Origin of the sequence: Paraliomyxa miuraensis, from assembly GCF_026337845.1 — a bacterium.
Lineage (GTDB): Bacteria > Myxococcota_A > Polyangia > Nannocystales > Nannocystaceae > Paraliomyxa > Paraliomyxa miuraensis.
Window position 1 is genome coordinate 20,604 of sequence record NZ_JAOVZF010000150.1, and the last position, 21,272, is coordinate 41,875.

Sequence of the window (21,272 nt, forward strand, 5' to 3'; positions counted from 1 at the left end):
CGGTCGTTCGGGGGTCGTTCGGGGTCGTTCGGGGTCGACTCAGTCGTCGGCCGCGCCGTCGGGGCACGCGGTGGACACCTGCGGCGAGACGTCGGCGGCCCACTCGAAGCCGTCGATGCACATGTCGGTCACCACCACCGCGCCGCGCCGCCACGACCAGATCTTGGCGAAGGATCCGCGAGGACTGACGGGATCGATGAACTCCGACACGAGCTTGGCGCAGGTGAGGCCGGGTCGGATCACCAGCCCCTTGGCGACCGGCTCCCCCTTCCACATCAGCCACGTCTCGCCGTCCTTGGGCCGGACGAAGGCCTCGTCGCCCTCGAAATTGAGCACGAAGCGCTCGGTGTGCTCCTCCCCCGTGCACTGCAGGTGCGTGACCAGCAGCGTGTCGGACCGCAGCTCGATGTTGACCAGATCCCCGATGTAGCGCGCGGGCGGCAGCGGAAACCCGAGATCGAGGTAGTACGGGCCGAGCGCCGTCTGGGCCCACGGCAGCGGCTCCTCCTCCTCTCCCTCGTTCACGCCGGCCTCGTCCGCCAAGGACGTCGCCGCGTCGTCCTCACCGCTCGACGTCGTCGTGGGGTGATGGATGTCGGCGCAACCCATGGCGATCGCCAATGGCGCCAGCGAGAGGAAGCACCACCGATGGACGTGTGACCGAGGATTCACCGGATCACGGACTAGCCACTGGCGATCCCTTCGCCACCCCTTGCGCGGCCCATGTCTCGAGTTCCCGAGCGCCTCGCCGCAAAACGGCGTGCGCCGAACGACCACACCGCGTGGCACGCCGTGCGGTCGCCACCCGACCGCACGATGACGACGCGCGCCGCGCTGCTATCGGGCAAAGCTGGCCAGCGGAGGCAACAGCCGCCGCAGCCAGTCGTCGAGCATCACCAGCCCCGAGATCGTGGGGTTGGTCTCCGCCTGCTCGCGGACCTGCGCCGAGAACTCCCGCAGCTTGTACTTGTCGACCATGCCCTGAACGTCGTCCCCCTCGACCATGCGCACCAGCTTGTGCACGTGGAAGTTGAGCTGACGGCGCATCGCCGACACCGAAGGACCATCCCACGGCGAGTCGAGCGGAAGCCGATCGATGGCCTGGTTCAGGAGGTTGAAGTTGATGGCGTCGGTCACCGACAGCCGCAAGAACAGCGTGTCCTTGGGGTTGCGGCCCAGCATGGGCGCGAGCCGAACCGCATCGAGCACCGGGGTCAGGTAGCGCAGCTTGACGATCCGCGCGGCCAGATCCTGCGGCAGCCCCAGCTCTTCGAGGCGAGCCAGGCGCCTGGCGGTACGTCCGCGCGAGCCGGGCGGGAGCGCCTCGTCGACGTTGGCGAGCAAGGTCTGGGCCTGCGCGATGCTGGAGTCGTCGATCGTCGGCAGGTCCATCTGGTCGAGCAGGTAGAAGGTGGCGTCCTCGAGCGAGTGCTGCACGAACGCCATGGCCTCGTACACGGCCCGGGTGGTGCGCTTGTCCTCCAGCGCATGGAGCTGGGCCTGGATCGAGTCGAGATCGGCCGCCGCCGCCGCCCGCAGGTAGGCCACCGTGATGTCCACCGGCGACATCAGCGTCCCGACCTCCACCTCGGTGAAGAACGTGCCCCCCATGTTGTCGACGATGTGGTTGACGATCATGGTGGTGGCGATCTCGCGCCCGAGCAGGTGCCCGGCCACCGCCGCGCGTCCCGCCAGCGCTGCGACCCGCTGCGGGAAGTAGGCGGTGACGAAGCGATCGACGATGTCGGCCGGCAGCGGCGGCCCCTCCAGCAGCTCGCGGTAGGCGAGCATCTTGGCGTGCGAGCACAGCACCGCCGCCTCGCACTTGTGCATGCCCTGGCCCTTGCGCGTGCGGTTGTGGAGCTCGTCGTCGCCGGGCAGCGAGAACGCCTCGGGGGAGAACGGCACGTGGTCGGCGAGGTAGCGCAGCGCCCGTGCGTAGCGGAACACGTCCTTGCGCGACAGCTCCACGTCGAACGAGACCATGCGGCTCTGGGAGCGGTTGTTGGCCAGCACCATCTGCACGACCTCTTCTTCGCAGTCCACCAGCAGGGCGTTGCGAGCGTCGCGGGTGGTGGTGCCGTTGGCCAGCAGCGGTGCGAACAGGATCTTGATGTTGACCTCGTGGTCCGAGGTGTCCACGCCGCCCGAGTTGTCGAGGAACGCGTTGTAGTTCTGGCCTCCGCCCTTGGCGTACTCGACCCGGCCGCGATCGGTGATGGCCAGGTTGGCGCCCTCGGCCAGCACGCGACAGCGCAGGTCGCAGGCATCCACGCGCACGCTGTCGTTGGCCTTGTCGCCGACCTCGGAGTTGCTCTCCTCCTTGGCCTTGATGTACGTGCCGATGCCGCCCATCCACAGGAGATCGACCTGCAGCTTGAGGATCGCCCGGATCACGTCGTCGCCGCCCACGACCTGGTCGGGCCCGATCCCGAGCAGCTCGCGGGCCCGGGCCGACAGCGGCACTTCCTTGCTCTTGCGCGGGTACACCCCGCCGCCCTCCGAGAGCACGTTGGGCGAGTAGTCCTCCCAGGTGGAGCGCGGCAGGTCGAACAGGCGCTGGCGCTCGTCGAAGCTCGCGGCGGGGTCGGGATCGGGATCGACGAAGATGTGGATGTGATTGAACGCGGCGACCAGCTTCATGGTGCGGCTGCGCAGCAGGCCGTTGCCGAACACGTCGCCGCTCATGTCCCCCACCCCCACCGCCGTGATCACGTCGGTCTCGGGGTCGATGCCCAGCTCGTTGAAGCCGCGACGCGTCACCTCCCAGGCCCCGCGGGCGGTGATGCCGGTCTTCTTGTGGTCGTAGCCGTTGGAGCCGCCCGAGGCGAACGCGTCGTCGAGCCAGAACCCGTGCTCGGCGCTGATGGCGTTGGCCGTGTCGGAGAGGTGGGCGGTGCCCTTGTCGGCCGCGACCACGAGGTAGGGATCGGTCTCCTCGCGGTGCACGAGGATCCCCGCGGGCGTGCGCGGCTGGCCGTCGATCACGTTGTCGGTGACCGACAGCAGCGCCCGGATGAACTTGCCGTAGTAGTGGTCGCCCGCCGCCCTCAGGGCATCGCGCTCGGCGGGCGGATGGCGCAGCACGAACCCGCCCTTGGCGCCCATGGGCACGATGAGCACGTTCTTGACCATCTGCGTGGCCATCAGCCCGTGGATCTCGGTGCGGAAGTCATCGGGCCGATCGGAGAACCGCAACCCACCGCGCGCCACCCGGCCGCCGCGAAGGTGCACGCCCTCGAAGTCGGGGTGGTAGACCCAGATCTCCCGGTAGGGCTTGGGCTCGGGGCCGTACGAGAGCCGGCGCGCGGCGATCTTGAACGCAAGCGCCTCGCCGGCGTCGCGATCGGCCACGTAGCAGTTGGTGCGGCGAGTGGCCCGCAGCAGCTCGGCCACCGCCTGCAGCACGCGATCGGCGGTGTAGTCGGTGATCTCCCGCAGCTCCTTGGCCAGCGTGGCCTCGGTCTTCTCGGCCAGCTCGGGGGTCGCCACCTTGGGATCGAAGCGCGCCGCCAGCCAGGCCATGAGCGCGGTGGCCACCAGCGGGTTGTCGACCAGGGCGCTGCGCACCACGGCCGAGTCGAACGGCAGGCGCAGCTGGTGCAGGTGCGCCACGTAGGCCCGCAGCACGTCCACGTCGCGCGAGGTGAGATCGGAGACCACGATCAGCCGGCTTAGATCGTCGAAGCCGACGCGCCCCTCGAACACCTCCTGGATCGCGTGGGTGATGTTGCCCCGGCGCGCCATGATCTGCCCGATCCGCCCCGCGCGCAGCTCGAAGCGGAAGTTGTCCATGTCGATCACCGGCAGGTGCGGCACGTGGATGTCGCGGCTGTACTCGTCGATCACCTCGAAGCCGAAGCTGGTGAGCACGGGCAGCTCGCGGCTGAGGTTCAGCGGGTCGCGCGAGAACACGCGCAGGTTGAGCGAGCCGGGGTGATCGCCGAACTCGCTGACGTAGAGATCGCACGCCACCTGGGCCCCGGCGCGCAGGCTCTCGAGGCACAGCACGTCGCCCTTGATCCGCTCCACGCTGCAGCGGCGCTTGTGCTCCTCGTTGAACGCGTCCTCGTAGACCTCGATGAGCTCCTCGGCGCGGGAGTCGGTGGCGACGGACTCCACCGCCTCGCGCAGGCGGTCGGACCACGAGCGGGCGTGGGCCAGCACCTTCTCGCGCAGGACCTCGGTGTCGGCCTGCTGCAGCGGGCCCACCCCGGTCACGTAGAAGTGGATGACCGCGTTGTCGTAGCGATCGATGTAGACCCCGTAGTCGGCGTAGGTGCCCCCGAGATCGGCGAGCAGGAGGTCCTGCACCAGCTGGCGCAGCTCCTCGCTGAACTGCCAGCGCGGCAGCGCCACGAACGCGAACGCGAAGCGGCCGCCCTCGCCGATGCGGATGTGCACGTCGCTGCCGCCCTCGGCCTCGGCTCGCAGGATGCGGTCGGTCAGCTCCCAGATGCTCTCGCGGTCCTCGGACAGGAGGTACTCGAGCGGCAGCGAGTTGAAGGCGTTGGTGATGTTCTTGCCGCGCTCGGAGGCCGCGGCCACGCGCCGGTCCTCGAGCATCGCGTGGAGCACGGTATGGATCACCGGGATCTGCTCGGGCGGGGTGTGCAGCGCCTTGTAGGTGAACAGCCCCTCCACCAGCACCACGCCGCTGGGCTTGCCGTCGGCCCCGAACGAGGAGGCCACGAAGTAGCCGGGCTTGCCCGCGCGGTGCACCGGCGACTCCTCGGCGCTGCGCTCGTAGCGAACCCAGCGGCCCTCGGTGCTGGCGCTGGTGCTGGGCGTGCGCAGCGAGGCGTCGCGTTCGGCCTTGCGGATGGTGCTGGTGCCGAGCGCCTCGAGCAGCTGGCCATCGTCGCCGTAGCGCTCCACCGCGAACAGCACGAAGTTCTCGTCGCAGAGCCAGCGCAGCAGCGCCTCGGACTCGCGGGCGGTGGTCGCCAGCTCGCCGTGCAGATCGCTGGCGGCGGCGAAGTAGTCGTCGGCGACGGCCTCGATCGCACGCGACATCGCATCGAAGTCGCGGACCAGGGCCTGGGCCAGCGCAAAGCGATCGGAGATCCGCTCGCGCAGGCCCGAGGGGATGCCCCCGCCGTCGCGACCACCGCTGCTGCCCGAGGGGGCGACCTCGATGCGCATGATCGACTCGGCCTGCCCGGTCCCGATGCCGATGAGCTTGCCGCTGGGGTCGCGACGCACCCGAACGATGGCGTTGACCTGACGGCGAATCTCGTAGTGCTCGGCCGCGAGCGCCGCTCGCATGGTGGAGACGAGGAACGGCTGGTCTTCCACCAGGCTCTGCACCACGAGGGTGTCGGTGTCGTCCTGATAGCTCAGGGCCACCTTGATCTCGCCCCGCTTGCGCATCTCGATGAGCTCGAGCTGCTCTTCGAATTGGGCCAGCAGCCGCCCCACGGGCACCCCGCGAAGGTCGCGAACGTCGACCGAACTCATGATCGCCTTGGCCAGGGCCGAGAGCTGCTCTCGGTCGGTCTCCGACCGCATGGGCGTGAATTCCTGGAGCTGGTGCTGGACCTCGGTGATGAGCCGACTCGTGAGCTGGCGAACCATATGCGAGCCGGAACATCCCGCAGCCCGCGAGCACATGCAATGTGCCAGCCCGCAAAGCGCACACTCCGCTGATGAGTCCTGGCTCACGACGGAGCGCCTCATCCGACGGGACGACTTCGCCCGCGATCACGGGTCGCGATCACGGTTGCGCTCCTTGCTGCGCGCCCGGGGTGCGAATCAGGGGACCGCGACGCTCGGCCGCACGAAGGCTCGGCCACGCAGCCGCGCCACCGTTGCCGGCCCGATGCCGCGCACGCGCACGAGCGATTCTACGTCGTCGTAGGGACGCCCTTGCACGATGCGACGGGCGAGCGCGGGTCCGATGCGAGGCAAGCTGGTCAGCTCCGCGATCGAGGCCCGGTTGAGATCCACGGGTTGTTGCAGCGCAGCGAGGTCGTCGGGGCTCATGCGAGACCAGCCATGGCTCTGGCCATGGCTCTGGCCATCGCTCTGGCCATCGCTCTGGCCACGGCCCGGCGCGTCGGGTGATGCGAACGAGCGTGCACACAGGCGGCTCGTATCGAAGGCGTCGCCGGCCGCGATCGGCTCGTGCGCTTCCGGTCCAGGCGCCGGGCACAGCGCCGCGACCTCGGCGGGGACCTCCTCGTCGCACCACAACCGGCTGTCGACCATGATCGCGCGGGTGCACGGGCGCACGATGGGGACGGATCGGCGCTCGCCCAGCGCCGCGGCACCGAGCACGAACGCGACCACGATCACCACCACCGACGCTCCCACCGTGGGCCCGTGGGTGCGAAGGCGCGCGGCGACACGGCCAGCGAAGGGGCGCGTGCACCGATCCACGGAAGGCCTATGGGGGCGAGCCCGGCGGCTCCGTCCCTCCGAGGCCGAAGCCATCGTGGAGGCACCGCAAGGCCAGCTCGCCGTAGCGCTCGTCGACCACCACGGAGATCTTGATCTCCGAGGTGGAGACCATCTGGACGTTGATCCCCTCGGCCGCGAGCAAGCCAAACGTCTTGGCCGCGACCCCGGCGTGGCTGCGCATGCCCACCCCCACCACCGAGACCTTGCAGATTCCCGGATCCGCGAGGATGGCCGCAGGGCGGACCCCCGCGGGCAGCTCGAGCCCTTGCAGCAGCGCGCGTGCGCGCGACAGCTCGCCCTCGGGCACGGTGAACGTGACGTCGGTGAACCCGTCGTGCGCGGCATTTTGGATGATCATGTCGACCACGATGCCGGCGGATCCGAGCCGCTCGAACAGCGCGGCCACGGTGCCGGGAACGTCGGGCACCCGGGTGAGGGTGATCTTGGCCTCGTTGCGGTCGAGCGCGACCGCAGACACCACGACGTCTTCCATGCCTGGTTCCTCCGGGACGATGAAGGTGCCCGGGCCCTCGTGCAGGCTGCTGCGCACGTGGACCGGGACCCGGTGCTTCATGGCCAGCTCGACGCTGCGACTCTGGAGCACCTTGGCGCCCAGCGCCGCCAGCTCGAGCATCTCCTCGTAGCTGATCCGATCGATCTTGCGGGCGTTGCCGCAGAGCCGCGGGTCGGTGGTGTAGACCCCGTCGACGTCGGTGAGGATCTCACAGACGTCGGCCTGCATCGCCGCGGCGAATGCCACCGCCGAGGTATCGGAGCCACCGCGTCCCAGGGTGGTGATGTCACCGACCTCGTCGATGCCCTGGAAGCCCGCACAGACCACGATGTGCCCTTTCGTCAGCTCGCGGCGGATCCGGTCGTGATCGATGTGGGTGATGCGAGCGCGGGTATAGTTGCGATCGGTCCGCATGCCCAGCTGGTGCCCGACCAGCGAGACCGCCTTGGTCTGGTGATCGCTCTCGTCGAGTCGTTCGCGGGGGGCAAGCTCGCCCCCCTCTGGGGGGCAGGCTCGGTGATCGCTCTCCTCGAATCGTTCGCGGGGGGCAAGGTCATTGATGGCTATGGCGAGCAGGGCGGCGCTGACCTTCTCGCCGGTGGCCACGAGCTGGTCGAGCTCGCGGTCGTGGGCCTCGCTGCGGCGCACCGACGCCACATAGGGACCCTTGTGGGCCGTGGCCGGCGGGCCGGACTCGAGCCCAGATTCGGCTGCGGGCGCAGGCTCGACCAGAGCGTTGGCCAGGGCGATGAGGCGGTTGGTCTCGCCGGCCATGGCCGACACGATCACCACCAGCTGGTGGCCTTGCTCGGCCACGCCGAGGCAGCGGCGGGCGCAGGCCCGAATCCGGTCGAGATCGGCGACCGAGGAGCCGCCGTATTTCTGGAGCACGAGCACGGGGGCGCCGTTTGTACGGGCGCCCCCGCCGGGGTGTAAAGCGGGGGCGGTCATGCCTTCCTCTTGTCGGCCACCGACCCCCGGTCGTTGCACGCAATCGGTCAATCGTCGCCGGACGGCCCGAACAGGCCCAGTTGGGCCAGCAGCGCCTCGGGCACGGGCGCGCGGGCGCGGCGGCGAACCTCTTGCTGGATCAGCAGCTCGATTCCACCCCGGCAGCTCCCGCAGCCGGTCCCCGCATCGCAGCGCTCGCCGACCTCGTCGACCGTGCGCGCGCCCGCGCGGATGGTCGCCAACACGTCGCGCTCGGACACGAGCATGCACTGGCACAGGGTCCGCGACACCGTGCGTGTGAGATAGGGCAGCGCAGGCCCCTCGGCAAGCCCACGGCGCCCTCGAGATCCGCCGAAGCGACGGGGACTACGCGGCCTCGGCCGTGGGCAGCATCACCGCGTAGCAGCCCTCCCCCTCGAAGTGCACGATGAGGCTCTCGAAGTGCCAGGAGCCCATGCGCATGCGAAGGACGAAGTCGCCATCCTCGTTGGCCGTGTGGATCTCGGCCCCGGGGAATCGGGTGCGGCACAGCGCAATGAGCTCCGCCACGGAATCGAACCGCCGCAGCTCGCCTGACGAGGTCTTCTCCATGTAGGTAGGCATCCTACTGCACCCGACTCGCGTCGTCGAGCGCCAATTCGGTCCACCCGTGTCGGGGGGTCTACCCCGCCTCCGCCGAGTACACCGGCGCATCCCGCTCCCGCTGCTCGATCGCGGCCCGCAGCTGCGGGTGCTGGCGCAGCTCGGGATCCTCGTCCAGCAACGCCGCCGCCGCCTGCCTCGCGTGCACGAGCATGCGCGTGCCGTCCCCGCCGAACCCCAGGAAGCGCAGCCGAGGCACCCCCGCTTGTCGCGTGCCGAAGATCTCCCCCGGCCCACGCATGGCCAGATCGTGCTCGGCCACCGCAAAGCCGTCCGCGGTCTCCGTGAGCACGGCCAGCCGCTGGGCGCTCTCGGATGACGGTCCATGGGCGGTGTGGATGAGACACAGCGAAGCTCCACCCCCACGCCCGATCCGCCCGCGCAGCTGGTGCAGCTGGGCCAACCCGAAGCGCTCGGCGTGCTCGACGAGGATCGTGCGGGCCCCCGGCACGTCGACGCCGACCTCGATGACCGTGGTGGCCACCAGCACGTGCAGGCTCCCCTCGCGAAAGGCGGTCATCACCGCGTCCTTGTCCTCGGGGGCCATGCGACCGTGCACCACGCCGATCTGCGACTCGGGCAGCAGCGCCCGCAGGGCCTGCGCCGAGGCCTCCACGTGGCTGACGTCGAGCGCCTCGCTGGCCTCAACCAGCGGGCACACCACGAACGCCTGAGCTCCCCGCCGTACCGCCTTGGCCACCGTGGCCCGGGCTCGCTGCAGCGCAGGACGCCCGGCCAGCAGCCGCGTGACCGGGGGCTGCCGCCCCGGCGGCATCTCGTCGATGAGCGAGACCTCCAGCTCGCCGTAGGCGGTCAGCGCCAGGGTGCGAGGAATCGGCGTCGCCGTCATCACCAGCAGGTGAGGCCGCTCGCCCTTGGCCCGCAGGAGCGCCCGCTGCTCCACCCCGAAGCGGTGCTGCTCGTCCACCACCACCAGCCCCAGCCCGGCGAAGGTCACGTCGCCCACCAGGAGCGCGTGGGTCCCCACCAGCAGATCGATCGTGCCCGCGCCCAGCAGCGCCAGCAGGCTGCTCCGCTGCGCGCGCGGCATGGATCCGGTGAGCAGCGCCACCTTCACGCCCGCCGCCCGACACCAGGGCTCGAGCGTGCGCAGGTGCTGCTCGGCCAGCAGCTCGGTGGGAGCCATCAGCGCGGCCTGGGCCCCCGCGGCCACCACCGCCTGGATCGCCGCGAACGCGACCGCGGTCTTGCCCGAGCCCACGTCCCCTTGAAGCAAGCGCAGCATCGGGCGGCCGCCGTGCATGTCCTGCTCGACCTCGTCGATCACCCGCCACTGTGCCGCGGTGGGCTCGAACGGCAGACACGCCCGTAGCTGCTCGCGACCGAACGCGCCCTGCGGGGTGACGAACGCGGCTCGATCGCCGCACCAGGCCGCGCGGCGTCGCAGCAGCAGCAGCTGCAGCAGCAGAAGCTCGCCGAAGGCCAGACGTCGGTGCGCCGCCGAGCGACCGCGATCGAGCTCCTGCACCTCTTGCGGCGTCAGCGAGCTCGGCGGATCGTGGAGCAGCCGCAGCGCCTGCGGCAGCGGTGGCAGCCGCTGCGCTCGCGCCAGCGCGGGAGGCAGGAGATCCTCGATCGCGTCGATCTCCAACAAGCGCTCGAGCGCCGCGCGGCACAACGAGGACACGGTGCGGGCCCCCACCCCTTCGACCACCGGATAGCGCACCGCGATCGGTGGTGGAGGATCGTCGAGGGGATACACGTCCGGATGCGCGATGCTCGGTCGCCCGCGAAACTCCCGGACCGGGCCCACCACGAACACGCGCGCGCCCAGACCGAGGCGCTGCCCCAGCCCTCCCACGCGATGGAACCAGCGCAGCGAGATCGGGGTGCCGTCGTCGGCCACCACCTCGGCGCTGGCGAAGAAGCGCCCGCGGGCGAAGCCCTGGCGGAAGCGCTCGACCGTGACCTCGGCCGACAGCACCTGTCCCTCGCCGACCTCCGACGCCGACTTGCGCTCGCGATGGTCGCGGTAGCCCGCGGGAAGGAAGAACACCAGATCCTCCAGGGTGACCAGACCACGCGCCTCGAGCTTGGCCGCGGTGGACGGGCCCACGCGAGGCAGCACGGTCACCGGCGCGTGGGCCAGCGGCGGCTCGACCGAGGGCGCGGGTCCGGGCTCGGCCCGGGCGGGCATGGTCGTGGTCGTGGCCAGCGAGCGGGCGGGCGCGACCGGTGTCGCGGCATGAACGGCGGGCGATGCCCCGCGAGCGGCCGCCGCGGTGGAGGCGGCCCGGTGGCGCGGCGGCGGCTTGATGCTTCGAGCCCGGCTCGGCTCCTGGCGTGCCTGCGCCCCCATGCAGAGGCGAAGCCCGTGCGCGATGACCCGCGTGCGATCGTGTCGTCCCATCGAGTCGAAGCGCGTGAGCCCCTCGCCGAACGTCTGCTGCTCGCCCGGATGCGTACCAAGGGTCCCGCCCGCCTCCATGAAGCGAGCCCACGCCAGCCGCAGGCGCTCGCCCAGCTCCGGCGCTTCGATCCGCGCAAAGCGATCCGCCCCCGCCTCGCGCACGAGCTCGTGCAGCGCCGCGAAGGCGCGCTGCACCGAAGCCGAAGGATCGCGTGACGAAGGGCTACCCACGACGCGGCGAGGCTAGCAAGGAAGCAGGCCGTTTTCGCCGGCCTCTCCGTCACCACGGGCCCTCTTGGGCCTTCCTGCTCTCGTGTCCGGCCGGCGATCTCGACCGGCGCGCGGGACGAGCCTGCTCTCAGGCCGGCGGGATGAACGAGAACCGCAGCTCGTGGTCACACAGCCGGTAGAGCGTGCCCTCTTCGATCCGGTGGTTGTCGACCCGCTCACCGTTGAACTCGACGCCGTTGGTGCTGCCGAGATCCTTGATGTAGTAGCCCCCGTCTCGTCGCACGATGGCGCAGTGTCGGCGCGAGATGTTGGCGTCCTTGATCGGAAGGTCGGAGTACTTCGAGCCGCGTCCGATCACGAATTGCTCCTGATCGATCGCGTAGCACTGCCCTTCGAAATACAGGTACAGCGGACGGGCCTTCTTGGCCTCTGGCATCGGAGCCGGGCCAGGACGGGGAAGCCCGCCCCCGGCTCCAGGTGGCCGCGGCAACGGGCTCGGACGAGCGCCCATGGGTGCGGGTGCGGGACGAGGAGCCGGCCCTGGTCCAGGCGGAGCCGGACGCGGTGCAGGTGCCGGCGCCACGCCCGGCGAGGGCGGAGCCGCTCGCTTGACCTCGCCATTGGGGGTCGTGGGCTTCTTCTTGGTGAAGAGCTGGACGAGCGCCGCCTGCACGACATCGTCGGTGCTGATCTCGCGCCGCTGAGCAAGCGCCTCGACCCTGGCCCACAGGTCGTCTCTGCACGTGAACTGTCGAAGTGTCCTGCCCATATGCGCTCGGTGGGGACGAGAACCGCCGCGAAGCCCCCCTCTCGGAAAGAGGATGGGAACCGCAAAAGTGCGGCCGGTCCGCATCCTAGAAGCAAAGCGTGAGGCCGGTCAATATCCTCGCAGGGGGAGAACGCACCGCAATCGCAGTGCCTGCCCGTTTGGCCAGGGGTCCGCCCCTCGTCGCCGGCCCCGTCGTAGGCGCCACGCCGGCGCTGGACCGCGATATCCTCGGCCGACCGCACGACGGTCCGTCCCTCCCGATGCCCCCCCTGCGCCCTGGCTCGCGCCGATTTCCGCTCCGCGTCGTCCGGCTCGCGCCGCGGTCGCTCGCACTGGGGTGGGCGCTGGGCGGGGCCTTGGCTTGGGCGATCCCCGGCAGCGCATCCGCAGCCCCCGGCCAGGGGCTGCGCCTGGGCGGGATCGAGCCTCAGGGGCCCGCAAGTCGCGCGGTCACGGCCATCCACCACAATCCGGCGATGCTGGCCGCAATCCCCGGCACGGCGGTGCACGCCTCGTTCAGCACCGGGATCGAGCAGCAACGGATCCGACGCAGCGCGATCGACCCGGCCACGGGCGAGCCGCTGTCCGAGCTGCGCACGCCGACCTCGCTCGCCCACCTGGGCCTGGGCTACTTCGTGGGCGCGAGCCTCTACTTCGAACCCATCGCGGTGGGCGTGGGCGTCTACGACCTCGGCAGCCGCTACCGGCTGACCTCGGCCGAACCGCTGCGCTACCACCTGGCCCCCGACCCCGATCCCGGCTGCGTCGGGCCGGGCCTGTCGCGTTGCCCTCCCAATGGAGGATCGGTGGAGAGCCGTCACGACATCACCACCGCGCTTGCGTGGAACGGCGGGCGCGTCAAGCTCGGCGCAGCCCTGCACCTGCCGCTGGTGCGCGAGCGCTTTGCCTTCGACGACGACACCGCGCTCGCCTCGCTGGACCCCGATGCGAGCACCGCCGGGTGCACCGACAAGGAAGACCCCGCCTGCACCGAGCGCGTGGGCTTCAAGGGGTGGACGCAGTGGATCCCTCGCGACGGAGCCCCGTCGGGCTTCGACTTTGCGCTGACCGTGGGCGCCGCCATCGGACTGAACAACGACACGATCACCCTGGGTGCCCGCTACCGCAGCCCGCCGCTGCGCCGCGGCGGCGAGGTGCTGCTGGGTGGGGTCGGCGTGGTGTGCCGGCCCGAGGCCGAGGTCGGCCCCGAGGGCGACCTCGGCGACCAGGTTCCTCCGTGCGAGGTCGCCGATCCCGTGGGAGCCACCCTTCGCCAGCGGCTGCCTCAGCAGGTCGCATTGGGCGGCTCGTTCCTGCTGGGGCGCTCTCGAACCTGGCGCCTCGATCTCGACCTCTACTGGATGGACCTGTGCCCCGGTGGCCTGCGGGCCACGCGATGTCCGACCGGCGGCAGCCAGACGCTGCGCCTCATCGGCCTCGACCGCGGCAGCGCCACCCTGCCCGAGCTCTCGCGCTTTCGCGGCAAGGCGGATCTCTACGGCTTCGATGCGTTCGCGCGCTATCGCGTGCAGACCAACCTCTTCGTGCTGGCTGCGGCCCACCTGGCCTCCCCCGCCGTGCGTCGCGGCGCCACCACGGCCGCCGACGACGAAGGCTGGCGGATCGGCACCAGCCTGGGAGCCCGCGTGCGGATCCCCAAGGTCGATCTCGTGCTGGTGCCCGGCTACGGCTTCGACATGCTGCTGCCGCGAACCGTGGGGCCCGACGACGCCCTGTTCTCCCCGGCGGACGCCACCGCGTTCGTCAATGGCAGCGGCGACATCAACGCCCCCGGCGCCGCCGGGGTGCTCGATGGCCGGGGGCGTCCGAGCAACGCCGGGCGCTACTTCGGCATGCTCCACACCGTGTCGCTCGCGGTGATGTGGGGCGAACGAGAGGTCCTGGACTGACGCGCGCCCATGGGTCCATGCGCAGGTCCACGGGCCGGGTCCGAGCCCGGCGGCTGGTCCGGACGAGCTTGGTTGGTACACTGAGGCGATGCGCACGAGCCCCGCGCTGCTCCTCGCCGCGACCCTGTGCCTGCCCGCCCTCGGCTGTGCCCACCGGCGGGCCGGGTCTACGGTGGAAGCCCCGGTCCCGCCCCCTCGCGTGCGCAACCTCGACGAGCTCGAGGCCGCGTTCAACCGCTACGTGCTCTTGCCCCGCGATCGCCCCGAGCGGGCCGAGTACCTCGCGGCGCTGCGCGACTTCCTCGTCGGGTACATCGAGGGTGCGCTGGCCAAGGGCAAGCATGGTGAGGCCGAGGCCGCCCTGCGCTACACCCTCTCGCTCTACGCCGCCGCCGATCTGCGCACGGCCGAGGCGGCGCCGGGTCTGGCCGAGGTGGCCCGCCAGCTCTATGCCCACACCGGGCGAACCGGCGACGAGCAACCCTCGCTGCTCGCGCTCGCGGTGGAGCAGCGCTTTGGCAGCGACGCCCCGCGCACCCACGCCGTCGACCAGTGGCAGGCCCTCGAGCGCTGGCTGGTCGACAACGGCCCCTTCGCCACCGAGCCACTGCTGGCCCACGAGGATCTCGAGCGCTCGCTCGAGGCCATCGCCGCCGTGTTCCCCACCCCGTTCGTGGTCGAGCGCCTCGCCGACCTCTACGTCGCCCGCTACGAGGCGGCCAGAGCCGCTCACGCGCGAGGCCTGGGCCTGGGGCAGACCTCGCAGCGGCGCGTGGAGATCACCGGCTACCTGCTGATGCGCCTCTACTTGCGCGCCGACGATCCCGAGGGCGCGATCGCGGCGATGGGTCGCGTCGGCGACGAGGCCTCGACCGCCAAGCTGAAGTCGTTGCTCGAGGAGGCGTTCGAGAGCAAGCGCAGCGCCCGGCCGCTCTTGTCGCTGGCCCAGCAGTTCGTCCCCGAGGAGGACGCCGATCCCAGCCTGCCGTTCGTGAGCCAGTCGTGGGGGATCATCGACAACCTCAGCCACCGCGCCCTCGAGCGCTTTCCCGAGGATCCCTACGTCCACCTGATGCGCGCCGAGGTCATGCAGCGCGAGGGTCTGCAGACCGCGGCCATCCACCATCTTCGTCAGAGCATCGAGCTGCAGGACGACGTGTACGAGGCGTGGGAGCAGCTCGCCGCGCTCGACCACGAGCAGCTCCGCGCGCTGGCCCATCGTGATCCCAAGGCAGCGCTCGCTCGTCTCGAGGAGGTCGAGGTCTTCCATCGCCGTGCGACCAAGCTCTGGCGCGATCGGCCGATCCGCCCGGCCATGCCCGAGGCCTACTTCGCGGTGGCCCAGGGGCTCTACCGCAACGGCCTGGTCGACGAGGCCAAGGACCTGCTCGGCAAGAGCCTGGCCATCGAGGCGCAGCCGCACGTGCTCGACCTGCTGGGGACGATCGCGATCAAGCGCGCCGAGCTGGGGACGGCCCAGGGCTACTACGAGGACCTCGTGCGCCTGCCCGTGGGCGAGCCCGACGACAAGCTCCGCTGGGAGGCGCGGTCACGAGGACAGCTCGGTGAGATCGCCCTGCGCCGCGGCGACGCCACCACCGCGACCGAGCACCTGCGCGCGGCGCTGCGCAAGACCAACGAGCTGCTCAACCGCCCCGCCATGGAGATGATCGATCAGAGCGATCGCTACCTCGATCGCGGGCGGCTGCTGTTCTTCCTGGGTGAGGTGAGCCTGGCCGTCGACGACTTCGAGCTCGCGGCCGACCTCGCCCCGTATCACGCCAATGCCTACGCCGAGCCGATGCTGCAGCTGGTGTCCTACGGCTACTATCAGGAAGCACGCTCGGTCTACCTGCGAGCGCTCGGCGAGCCCGACGTGGCCGACAGCCTCAAGCTCTACTTCAGCCTGTGGGTCAACGAGCTGGCCCTGCGCCAGGGGCTGCCGGCCGACCGCGACGCGGTGGAGTTCATGCGCGACTATTCGTCACGCGACGGCAGGCGCGGGCAGAGCGATGGCTGGGGCCGCAAGCTGGCCCAGCATGCGCGCGGCGAGCTGAGCTACGACCAGCTGCTCGACGGAGCCAGCGACGAGGGTGAGCGCGCCGAGGCGTTCTTCTACGAGGGACTACGGCGCTGGCGCTCGGGCGATCCCGCGGCGGGTCGCAAGCTGCTCCGGCAGGTCGTCGCGTCGGAGCTGATGGGCTTCTTCGAATACGACATGGCGCAGGCCTACCTCGAGTGGGACGACCTGCCCACGCGGGCGCGTGCACCGATGGCCGGTGGCGTGGCCCGACACGCCTCGGGACACGCCCGCTGAGGCGGCACCCCGGACCAGAGCCGGGGACTGGCGCGCGCCGAGCCGATTGGCCCCCAACGAAGAAGCCCGAGCGACCAAGGCTCGGGCTTCTTCGTTGGGGGCTATACGGGAGGCGCGGGCCGGAATCGAACCGGCGGTGGAGCTTTTGCAGAGCTCTGCCTTACCACTTGGCGACCGCGCCGTGGGGCGGGCTTCCTACCACGAGCCAGCAGCCCGAGCAAGATGCCGCCTGAACGACCGACGGGCCGCACCGGAGTCCGATGCAGCCCGTCGCTGGGGTGTCCCGTGGGACCGCCCCGCGGATCAGATCCCGCCCAGCGGGTCGTCGCCCGACCCGAGGCCGAGCTTGTTCTTGCGTCCGGAGGACTTGGGCGGATCGCTGGCCCCACCATCGCCGCCCCCCGAAGACGACGACTTGCGCTTGCCCGAGGAGCCCTTGCGCTTGACCCCAGAGGTGGCCGAAGCGGCTTCCTGCTCCGCCTCGTTGGCCGCCATCTTCTCGTCGAGCGCCTTGAGCTTGGCCTCGAGCTCCTTTTGCTTGTTCTCGTCGCCCTTGGCGGCCTCGAGATCCTTCTCGAGCTGAGAGCGCTCGTTGGACATGCGCTCCTGCTCGGCCGCGAGGTTGTTCAGCTGGGCGGTGACGGCCTCGAGGGCCTCGGCCTGCTTGCGAGCGATCTCGTCGGCCTGGGCCTTCTCGACCTCGGCCTGCTTGACGCTCTGCCACCAGAAGAAGCCAGCGACCCCCAGACCCAACACGAGGATCGGTACGACCACGAGCGGCCACTTGGGCTTGGCCTTCTCCTCGGAGAGCTTGATCTGCGCATCGAGGCGCATCTGCTCCTCCTTGAGGCGCGCCTCCTGCTCGGCGCGGGCCCGGGCCTCGGCCTCCTGGATCCGCAGTCGTTCCTCGCGATCTTGGGCCTCGCGAGCGACCCGCTCGGCCTCGAGCCGGGCGGCCTCCTCGGCGGCCCTGCGCTCGGCTGCCTCACGGGCGACCCGTTCGGCTTCTTCGCGAGCGTGTCGCTCGGCGGCCTCGGCCGCGAGCCGAGCTTCTTCCTCTTGCCGCACTCGGTCGGCCTCGAGGTTCTTGAGCTCGGAAAGCGCCATCAAGGCGGAGTTCTCGGAATTGTTCATGCCTCTGCTTCCCTCCTCGTCATCTACGCTTGCACGCGCGAGGGTGACTTTCGTTCCCGTCCGATCCCCTCGCTACCCCGTCGCACCCTTGCGATCCTCATTCATGATCATCGCTTGGCTCGTGGGCGATCCCAGGAGACCGCCACGATGGTGAGCACTCGTCGCTGCGCCTGCGAGCGAGCGCCACGCTTCCTCGAATTTGCCCAATTTTTCCGCCGTTGACCAGCCCGCCGTAGCCTCGGCGGCATGCCGATCGCTCTGCGCTCCCGTGAACGTTTCATTCCGGTGACGAAGACCGACGCCGACGCCGACGCCAGCACGGGCGCTTCGACGGCCGAGCACGGGCGGTTGGGCGGTTTCGAGGCGATGCTGGGGCGGCGGCGGCTCGCAGCGCTGGCCGGGGGAGCCATGGTGATGATGGCCACGGGCGCCCTCGCCTCTCCGCGGCCTCCTACATCTCCTACTCTGATGGACGGCGAGGAGACCGAGCCCTCGCGTGCAGGCTCGGGGCGCTCGGGGCAGCGCGCGATGTCGACGAGGCTCGAGCACACCCGCGTGCTCCCCTACCCGAGCGAGCAGGTGTGGCCGGCCGCGGTCCGCTATCTACGTGTCGATCGCGGCTTCACCGTCGTCGACCGCGACCAGGACGCCGGCTTCATCCTGTTCGAGTTCCTCCTCGGTCGCGAGCCCGACGGTCCCAGGGGTCGCGGCAGCATGGAGATGATCGCGACCGTCGATCCCTCGGGGCGCGCCGCGGTCAAGCTGCTCGTCGGCACGGACGCCGGTCCCGAGTACTTGCCCCATGCCATCGCCGAGGGCTTGGCCGCCAAGCTCAAGGCCGAGCGTGGACAGCCCGCGCCTCCCCCCTCCCCCAAGCCGCCGACCGACGGCCCCCGGGCGCCCACGCCGACGCCCACCCCACCCCCCGACGACGGCCCGTGGGCGCCCGAGCCGCCCGGCGGCGCATAGGTCGGTGGCGGACTGGTCCTTGGCGGTCCATCGAGCTTCATGGCATGACCGGCGCGATGCCGGCTCCGTTCGACCTTCGCAGCGACACCGTCACTCGCCCCACCGCCGACATGCGCGCGGTGATGGCCGCGGCCGAGGTGGGTGACGACTGCTACGGTGACGACCCCTCCGTGCGCGCGCTCGAAGCCGCGGTGGCCGAGCGCCTGGGCAAGCCGGCGGCGGTGTTCCTCCCGTCGGGCACCATGTCCAACCAGATCGCGGTCCGCGTGCGGTGTCGAGCGGGCGATGCCATCGCAGCGCATCCCGGCGCCCACGTGCGGATCCATGAGAACGCCTCGGCCGCGGCCATCAGCGGCGCACAGATCATGCCGATCGGGGATCGCCGCGGCTACGGCGTCGACGAGCTGGCGGCGCTGTGCCACGAAGAGAGCTGCGGCTGGCCTCCCGTGCGCCTGGTGTGGCTGGAGGACACGCTGGGCGACGCCGGCGGCATGCCCTGGCCGCTGCGCGATCCGAGCGCGGGGGGTCGCGGCCTGCTCGAGGTGGGAACGTGGGCACGCGCGCACGGCCGAGCCACCCACCTCGATGGCGCGCGGCTGTGGAACGCCCACGTCGCCACGGGAACGCCGCTGGCCGAGCTTGCTGCATGCGCCGACTCGGTGTCGGTCTCGCTGTCCAAGGGCCTGGGCGCTCCGGTGGGCTCGGTGCTGTGTGGCGACGAAGCGTTCGTGGCCGAGGCGCGACTTCACAAGCACGCGTTGGGCGGTGGCTTTCGCCAGTCGGGGATCGTGGCCGCGGCCGGCCTGTTCGCGCTCCGGCACCACGTCGAGCGCCTGGCCGAGGACCACGCACGCGCCCGTCGACTGGCCGACGCGATCCGACCGCTGCCGGACTGGGAGGTGCCCGAGCCCTCCACCAACCTGATCGTCGCCCCCGTGCGCGCGCCTTGGGATCACGCCGAGCAACTGTGCGCTCCGCTGCGAGCGGCCGGCGTACTGTGCCACCCCAACACCTACCGAGAGGTTCGCTTTGCCCTGCACCTGGGCATCGACGACGCCGACCTCGACGCCATCGTGACGATCATCCGGCGCGTGGTCTCCGAGCTTCGTCCGTCGTCGTGAGAGGCGTGAGAGCGGCTTCGAATGCACCGAGCCCCGGGGACCTGGACCTCTCGGTGGGTGCCCGGGGCTCGCCGGTCGAAGGGCCTTGGTGCTCCTACATCGTGAAGGAGTACTGGAAGCCCATCGTGGCGTTCTTGAATTCCTTGAACTTGGCCTTCTTGGCCGCCGCCGCCACGCAGTTGCCGAGCGACGTACCGGCGTGAGGCGCAAGCGGAGTGGCCTTGGAGACCGTGCCCGTGGAACCGGACAGCGAGAGCTTCACCTGGACCTTCTCGCCCGCCTTGGCGCCGTTCTTGGCCCCGCAGGACTTGGCTTCGGCCTTGACCGATGCCAGACCCGCCTTGAGATCGGTCGGCGACAGCTTCTCGGGCGCGCTGGGGTTGCTCGAGCCACCCGAGCTCCCACCGCCCGAGCTCCCACCGCTCGACTTCTTGGTGCTCTTGCCGCACTTGCTGGGATCGAGGATGCACTCGACCGAAGGCGAGGAATCCTCGTCCTTCTTGGTGTCGGTCTTGGTGCCACCGGAACCACCCGCCGTGCTGCTACCGGCGCTGCCGCTGCTTGCGGTGCCACCCGACGAGCCGGACTTGCGCGAGCCGCCGCTCTTGCGGACCTTGCCGCCCTTGCCGTCGTCGACCTCCTCGCCCTCGGACTCGCCTCCGCTGCCGCCCTCGGACTCGCCTTCGCCGGCCTTGTCGTCCTTCTTGTCCTTGTCCTCGTCGTCCTTGTCCTTGTCCTTGTCCTTGTCATCGTCGTCCTTGACGTTGGGCGCGACCACGGGGACCTCTTGGACGATCGTCTTGGTCTCGGGCGGCTTTTGGTTGGCGATGTACCAACCGAGGCCACCGACCGCAGCGATGAGCAGGACCATCATGATGTAGAGCGGCGCGTTGGAGCGCGGCTGCACCACCACCGCCGGCGGAGCCGGCGTGGACGAGTCGGGCGTGGTCGGAGCGACCAGTGGAGTCGCCGCCAGACCACCGAAGCCGCCGCCACCAAAGCTCGGCAGCGCGGCATCGTCGGCCGCGGCCTGAGGCGCCGCGCTGGCGGCCATGGACGGCCCACTACCCACCATCGAACCCAGCGAGCGAATGTCGATGAGGCCCGATCCCTCGGACGTGGGCGCCGACGTGGCCAGCCCCTTGGAGGGGTTGGACGAAGCGCGTGCCGCCGGAGCGGACACGGCCGGCGATGGCGAGGCTGCGCTCGCGGTGGCCATGGCCTGCAGGCTGTCGAGCGAGAACAGCACGGAGTTCTCGTTGCGCTGACCAGTGAGCTTGGAGACCCGCGGGGACTGAGGCTGCTCGGAAGGACCGTCGGTGCCGGTGGCGGCCACGGCCGCGGCCGCAGCCACCCCACCCGCTCGAGCCCCGCCCGCTGCGTAGTCGTCTTGGTTGGCGCTGGCGGCAAACGGATCGTCGTTGCGCTCGGGCAGATCGCTGAACGCATCGACGTCGCCCAGGGGCAGCCAGTCGTCGAAGCCCTCCTGCCAGACCGCGGTGTCCTTGTCGATCTCGCCCGCCGCATAGCGCTGACGGACCTCGTCCTCGGCCATGGGCCCGACCGTCTCGCCGTTGATGGCGAGGTGCCAGCCGGGGGCGGCTTGCTCCGCCGCGGCCGCGCCTGCACCTGCGTCGGCGGTCATCCCCTTGTCGCGGACGATGATCACGTTGCTGCACTTCTTGCAGCGAATCTTGAAGGTCTTCCCGCGAACCTTCTCATCCGCGATCGAGTACTTCGCACTACACTTGTCGCATTCGATCTTCATTCGCGTGCGTCCCGGGGGGCTCGGTTGGGCGTGGCCTTGGGTGCTCGAGCGTGGGGAGTGCTTGGACTTGGAGTGCCAGCCAGCCGAGGCGGTTGCCAGTATAGGGGAAGCGTTGGACGGGGCACAACTGCGCCCGGGGGTCGAATGACGGCCACATCGGACCAAAGTACGCC

General features: G+C 70.5%; 14 protein-coding genes and 1 tRNA gene. 4 read left to right on the forward strand and 11 right to left on the reverse strand.

The annotated features are described in order from the left end of the window. Positions 1-39: 39 nt before the first annotated feature. From OEB96_RS17000 to OEB96_RS17035, 8 genes are all read right to left on the reverse strand, one after another. Positions 40-525 (reverse strand): hypothetical protein, encoded by a 486-nt coding sequence (locus OEB96_RS17000; protein ID WP_266217019.1) that lies wholly within the window; start codon positions 523-525, stop codon positions 40-42. A gap of 312 nt (positions 526-837) precedes the next feature. Next, positions 838-5,577: an NAD-glutamate dehydrogenase domain-containing protein gene (locus tag OEB96_RS17005; protein WP_266217020.1), complete on the reverse strand. Its 4,740-nt coding sequence runs from the start codon at positions 5,575-5,577 to the stop codon at positions 838-840. A 177-nt stretch (positions 5,578-5,754) separates the two neighbouring features. Then, entirely contained in the window at positions 5,755-6,381 is a 627-nt protein-coding gene (locus tag OEB96_RS17010) for a ComEA family DNA-binding protein (protein WP_266217022.1), read from the reverse strand. A 7-nt stretch (positions 6,382-6,388) separates the two neighbouring features. Beyond that, positions 6,389-7,867, reverse strand: coding sequence for an aspartate kinase (locus OEB96_RS17015; protein WP_266217023.1), 1,479 nt, complete (start codon positions 7,865-7,867; stop codon positions 6,389-6,391). A 47-nt stretch (positions 7,868-7,914) separates the two neighbouring features. Continuing rightward, positions 7,915-8,157: a (2Fe-2S)-binding protein gene (locus tag OEB96_RS17020; protein WP_266217025.1), complete on the reverse strand. Its 243-nt coding sequence runs from the start codon at positions 8,155-8,157 to the stop codon at positions 7,915-7,917. A 76-nt stretch (positions 8,158-8,233) separates the two neighbouring features. Then, a complete protein-coding gene (locus OEB96_RS17025) occupies positions 8,234-8,458 on the reverse strand; it encodes a hypothetical protein (RefSeq protein ID WP_266217026.1) in 225 nt (74 codons plus the stop codon). A gap of 70 nt (positions 8,459-8,528) precedes the next feature. After that, positions 8,529-11,075: an ATP-dependent DNA helicase RecG gene (gene recG / locus OEB96_RS17030; protein ID WP_266217028.1), complete on the reverse strand. Its 2,547-nt coding sequence runs from the start codon at positions 11,073-11,075 to the stop codon at positions 8,529-8,531. A gap of 163 nt (positions 11,076-11,238) precedes the next feature. Next, positions 11,239-11,547 carry an FHA domain-containing protein gene (locus OEB96_RS17035; RefSeq protein ID WP_266217029.1) on the reverse strand — a complete coding sequence of 103 codons (309 nt, stop codon included), beginning with the start codon at positions 11,545-11,547 and terminating at the stop codon, positions 11,239-11,241. A gap of 689 nt (positions 11,548-12,236) precedes the next feature. Between OEB96_RS17035 and OEB96_RS17040 the strand changes: the two genes are divergently transcribed. Together OEB96_RS17040 and OEB96_RS17045 are read left to right on the forward strand one after the other, a co-directional pair. After that, positions 12,237-13,790: a hypothetical protein gene (locus OEB96_RS17040; protein ID WP_266217031.1), complete on the forward strand. Its 1,554-nt coding sequence runs from the start codon at positions 12,237-12,239 to the stop codon at positions 13,788-13,790. A gap of 88 nt (positions 13,791-13,878) precedes the next feature. Further along, complete coding sequence (locus OEB96_RS17045; protein WP_266217032.1) at positions 13,879-16,107, forward strand: tetratricopeptide repeat protein; 2,229 nt, start codon at positions 13,879-13,881, stop codon at positions 16,105-16,107. Positions 16,108-16,217: 110 nt separating this feature from the next. On the opposite strand, the gene OEB96_RS17050 is transcribed toward OEB96_RS17045, so the two are convergent. Both OEB96_RS17050 and OEB96_RS17055 read right to left on the reverse strand, forming a co-directional pair. After that, positions 16,218-16,288, reverse strand: a tRNA-Cys gene (locus OEB96_RS17050). A gap of 122 nt (positions 16,289-16,410) precedes the next feature. Continuing rightward, positions 16,411-17,241 carry a hypothetical protein gene (locus OEB96_RS17055; protein ID WP_266217034.1) on the reverse strand — a complete coding sequence of 277 codons (831 nt, stop codon included), beginning with the start codon at positions 17,239-17,241 and terminating at the stop codon, positions 16,411-16,413. A 285-nt stretch (positions 17,242-17,526) separates the two neighbouring features. Between OEB96_RS17055 and OEB96_RS17060 the strand changes: the two genes are divergently transcribed. After that, positions 17,527-18,210, forward strand: a complete 684-nt coding sequence (locus tag OEB96_RS17060) for a hypothetical protein (protein ID WP_266217036.1) — start codon at positions 17,527-17,529, stop codon at positions 18,208-18,210. A gap of 44 nt (positions 18,211-18,254) precedes the next feature. Next, positions 18,255-19,331 carry a threonine aldolase family protein gene (locus OEB96_RS17065; RefSeq protein WP_266217037.1) on the forward strand — a complete coding sequence of 359 codons (1,077 nt, stop codon included), beginning with the start codon at positions 18,255-18,257 and terminating at the stop codon, positions 19,329-19,331. 94 nt (positions 19,332-19,425) lie between these two features. On the opposite strand, the gene OEB96_RS17070 is transcribed toward OEB96_RS17065, so the two are convergent. Further along, positions 19,426-21,099: a GYF domain-containing protein gene (locus OEB96_RS17070; RefSeq protein WP_266217038.1), complete on the reverse strand. Its 1,674-nt coding sequence runs from the start codon at positions 21,097-21,099 to the stop codon at positions 19,426-19,428. Positions 21,100-21,272 lie beyond the last annotated feature (173 nt).

What these genes read in the sequence shown, in the direction of transcription:
- OEB96_RS17025 (WP_266217026.1), bottom strand. Translation starts at nt 8,458, where the DNA reads ATGGAGAAGACCTCGTCAGGCGAGCTGCGGCGGTTCGATTCCGTGGCG.
- OEB96_RS17015 (WP_266217023.1), bottom strand. Translation starts at nt 7,867, where the DNA reads ATGACCGCCCCCGCTTTACACCCCGGCGGGGGCGCCCGTACAAACGGC.
- OEB96_RS17070 (WP_266217038.1), bottom strand. Translation starts at nt 21,099, where the DNA reads ATGAAGATCGAATGCGACAAGTGTAGTGCGAAGTACTCGATCGCGGAT.
- OEB96_RS17005 (WP_266217020.1), bottom strand. Translation starts at nt 5,577, where the DNA reads ATGGTTCGCCAGCTCACGAGTCGGCTCATCACCGAGGTCCAGCACCAG.
- OEB96_RS17065 (WP_266217037.1), top strand. Translation starts at nt 18,255, where the DNA reads ATGACCGGCGCGATGCCGGCTCCGTTCGACCTTCGCAGCGACACCGTC.
- OEB96_RS17055 (WP_266217034.1), bottom strand. Translation starts at nt 17,241, where the DNA reads ATGAACAATTCCGAGAACTCCGCCTTGATGGCGCTTTCCGAGCTCAAG.
- OEB96_RS17035 (WP_266217029.1), bottom strand. Translation starts at nt 11,547, where the DNA reads ATGCCAGAGGCCAAGAAGGCCCGTCCGCTGTACCTGTATTTCGAAGGG.
- OEB96_RS17045 (WP_266217032.1), top strand. Translation starts at nt 13,879, where the DNA reads ATGCGCACGAGCCCCGCGCTGCTCCTCGCCGCGACCCTGTGCCTGCCC.